At 45.2% G+C, this 3,216-nt stretch carries 3 protein-coding genes; all 3 read right to left on the bottom strand.

Annotation, left to right across the window (positions count from 1 at the left end; all coding sequences use genetic code 11):
- Window positions 1-30: 30 nt before the first annotated feature.
- The 3 genes from WB217_RS11050 to pyrR all read right to left on the bottom strand — a co-directional run bounded on the left by WB217_RS11050 (window position 31) and on the right by pyrR (window position 3,171).
- Window positions 31-975, bottom strand: coding sequence for an aspartate carbamoyltransferase catalytic subunit (locus WB217_RS11050; protein WP_423993282.1), 945 nt, complete (start codon window positions 973-975; stop codon window positions 31-33).
- 181 nt (window positions 976-1,156) lie between these two features.
- Window positions 1,157-2,476: a solute carrier family 23 protein gene (locus WB217_RS11045; protein WP_423993281.1), complete on the bottom strand. Its 1,320-nt coding sequence runs from the start codon at window positions 2,474-2,476 to the stop codon at window positions 1,157-1,159.
- A 152-nt stretch (window positions 2,477-2,628) separates the two neighbouring features.
- Window positions 2,629-3,171 (bottom strand): bifunctional pyr operon transcriptional regulator/uracil phosphoribosyltransferase PyrR, encoded by a 543-nt coding sequence (gene pyrR / locus WB217_RS11040; RefSeq protein WP_423993280.1) that lies wholly within the window; start codon window positions 3,169-3,171, stop codon window positions 2,629-2,631.
- Between the last annotated feature and the right edge of the window lie 45 nt (window positions 3,172-3,216).

Here is a 3,216-nt window from a genome sequence, read left to right as displayed (position 1 = left end):
ATTAAGATATCTATTGCTTCAAATCCGGTTTCAGTAAGCAATTTGCCATTTTTGATTAACATCGACATGTACGTTTCCCCCGTTCCTATTTTCCAGAGCTCTTTTCAAGACAGCCATTCTTATATAAACTCCATTTTCCATTTGCTTAAAGATCCTCGACCTTTCGCTTTCAACCAATTCATCAGCGATTTCCACGCCCCGATTAACTGGCGCTGGGTGCAAGATGATGCTTCCTTGTTTCATTTGTTTTTCTCTTTCAATCGTTAAACCGAACCTTTTATGGTAAGCTTCTTTTTCAAAAAGAACCATGCCATCATGCCGTTCATGCTGGACGCGAAGCAGCATCACTGCATCCGCCTCCCGGATTGCATCATCTGCCTCCAGATATGTACAGCCAGCAGGAAGTTCATCTATTCCTATCCATTCTTCAGGTCCTGAAAAAATCACTTTGGCCCCTAATCTTACAAGGGCATCAGCATTTGACCTTGCGACACGGCTGTGAAGGATATCGCCGATAATCGCCACTTTAAGGCCAGTAAACTTTCCAAACTCCTGCTGGATCGTCATTAAATCAAGCAATGATTGGGTTGGATGATGCCCTCTTCCGTCCCCGGCATTAATGATAGGAATGCCGATTCCCTTTTCCAGCTCATTGAAATAATTGTCTGCGCTGTGTCTGATGACAATGGCGTCCATGCCAATTGCTTCGAGCGTCCTGACCGTGTCATATAATGTTTCACCCTTTAGGACACTTGAGGTTTGAACCTCGAATGGTATTACTTCTAGACCAAGCTTCCGTTCTGCCATCTCGAAGCTCGATTTTGTCCTCGTGCTTGGCTCGAAAAACAAATTGCTGATAAATGTTTTCTCTCGTGGCTGCCATGCTCGCCCCTTTGAAAATTCACTCGCTGTCATTAAGATGTCCTCGATCTCTTTTATACTCAACTGTGAGGTAGTAAGCAGGTCCTTTTTCATTTTTATATCCTCCCGTTCAGCATTCATACCCATATAAAAAGCACCCTGTCATTTAAACAGGGTGCTTTGCCATGAACTTGCCGGCATAAAACCAGTTAAGGTTGGTTTTATGTGTAGTCGAATAAGCCGGTTCGCTCATAACACCCTTGTAAGCCTCTCTGGACTTTATTAAAAGGTGATACTATGCTACATCGTTCTTTTTCTCAGTTTTTTTTTCTGCTTCAGCTTCAAACATATCTTCTTCAATTTCCGGGCGGCCTGGCAAGATGATGTTCAACGCTACACCAATGATAGCTGCGAGCGCCATACCCTGGATTTGGAATTGCTCTGATACCTTTATGAATGCTCCGCCGATTCCGATAACAAGAATGACAGAAGAGATGATTAAGTTTCTCGTATTTCCAAAATCAATTTTGCTGTCCACCAGCATCCTTAAGCCAGATGAAGCGATGATTCCGAAAAGCAGGATGGATACGCCGCCCATAACTGGTGTTGGAATTGAGCTGATCAGGGCAGTAATTTTACCGATGAATCCAAAAACTGTTGCGATAATCGCTGCTCCTAGCAGCACATAGACACTGTACACTCTTGTGATTGCCAGGACACCGATATTTTCACCATATGTGGTTTTTGGCGGTCCCCCGATCAATCCCGAGATCATTGTCGCCATTCCGTCTCCAAGAATGGAGCGGTGCAGGCCTGGTTCTTTGATATAGTCACGGCCGACTACCTTGCTCAGGACAAGCTGGTGGCCAATGTGTTCAGATAAAGTTACGATTGCTACAGGTACCATCAGGAGGATAATATCCAGGTTGATGCTTACTTTGTAATCCACAAATGGGAAGATGAAGTCAGGCATTTCAAACCAGCCAGCTTTTTGCACAATTGAGAAATCTACGATTCCAATTGCTAGTGAATAGACATACCCTACGATGATCCCTGCAAGGATGGGAACCATGCTCAGCATTCCTTTTGCGTATATTGAGAACACGATTGTTGCAGCAAGCGTTACAAGTGCAGCTGAGAAGTGAAGCAAGCTGTATTCAGTTGTACCAGGGACGTTCATTGCCATATTTACTGCTGTACCCGCAAGCGCAAGGCCAATGACGATGATGACTGGTCCGACTACAACTGGAGGCAGTAATCGCATAATCCAGCGGTAGCCTGCCTTTTTGATTATCAAGGCAACGATTCCATAAACAAAACCCGCAAGGAAGGTTCCAACCATTGCAGAACCAGGTCCGCCACCTGCTTTCGCTGCGATGATCGGCGCGATGAAGGCGAATGAAGAGCCAAGGTAAGCTGGGACTTGGAACTTGGTGATGATCAGGAATGCGATAGTTCCTAGCCCGCTTGAGATCAAGGCGATTGCCGGGCTTAAGCCGACTAGATAAGGTACAAGGATTGTGGCGCCAAACATGGCGAATAAGTGCTGAATGCTTAGTGTGAACCATTGAATGGGTGCTGGTCTGTCTTTTACATCGAGTATTGGTTTGTTCATTGTTTTTTCCCCTCTCATTTAAAACACTTTTCAAACAAAAAACCCTCTTTGCCAGAAGGTGCAAAGAGGGTAAGGGTAAGAAACCCGCACAAAGCAATCGGCTTCATGCTCCCCCTTTTCAGCCTCTCTGGACTGTATTAAAAGGGCACTATTTATTTTTCGTAAATGCTTACGCGTTCTTCTTCATCCACTTCCAGCAGTTCGACAACGATTTTTTCTGAGCTGGAAGTCGGAATGTTTTTTCCAACAAAGTCTGCTCTGATCGGCAGCTCCCTATGTCCTCGGTCCACAAGCACCGCAAGCTGGATTGTCGCAGGGCGGCCAATGTCGATCAATGCATCCATTGCAGCGCGGACTGTCCTGCCTGTATACAGTACATCATCCACAAGAATAACCTTCTTATTCCCAATATCCACCGGGATGTCAGAACCTCTTACTTCTGGTTCAAGGTCATTTGTCTTTTTCGTCAGGTCATCGCGATAAAGCGTGATGTCCAGTTCTCCGACCGGCATTTCTGCTCCTTCAATCTCGTGGATTCTATCTGCCAGCCTTTTGGCTATATAAATTCCTCTTGTACGAATTCCAACCAGGACGCAATCTTCAATCCCTTTGTTTCTTTCGATGATTTCATGGGCAATCCTCGTTAGTGCGCGCCGGATACCCTGGTTGTCTAGCACGACCGCTTTTTCAGTCATTTGTTTTCACTCCTTCTCTATTTACGGTTTGAAAACGGATATCAA

This window comes from Mesobacillus sp. (assembly GCF_049588175.1).
In the GTDB taxonomy this organism is placed as follows: Bacteria; Bacillota; Bacilli; order Bacillales; family Cytobacillaceae; genus Mesobacillus.
Note: the sequence above shows the minus strand (reverse complement) of the source record. Positions and strands in the feature narration are given on the sequence as shown.

What these genes read in the sequence shown, in the direction of transcription:
- WB217_RS11050 (WP_423993282.1), bottom strand. Translation starts at nt 975, where the DNA reads ATGAAAAAGGACCTGCTTACTACCTCACAGTTGAGTATAAAAGAGATC.
- WB217_RS11045 (WP_423993281.1), bottom strand. Translation starts at nt 2,476, where the DNA reads ATGAACAAACCAATACTCGATGTAAAAGACAGACCAGCACCCATTCAA.
- pyrR (WP_423993280.1), bottom strand. Translation starts at nt 3,171, where the DNA reads ATGACTGAAAAAGCGGTCGTGCTAGACAACCAGGGTATCCGGCGCGCA.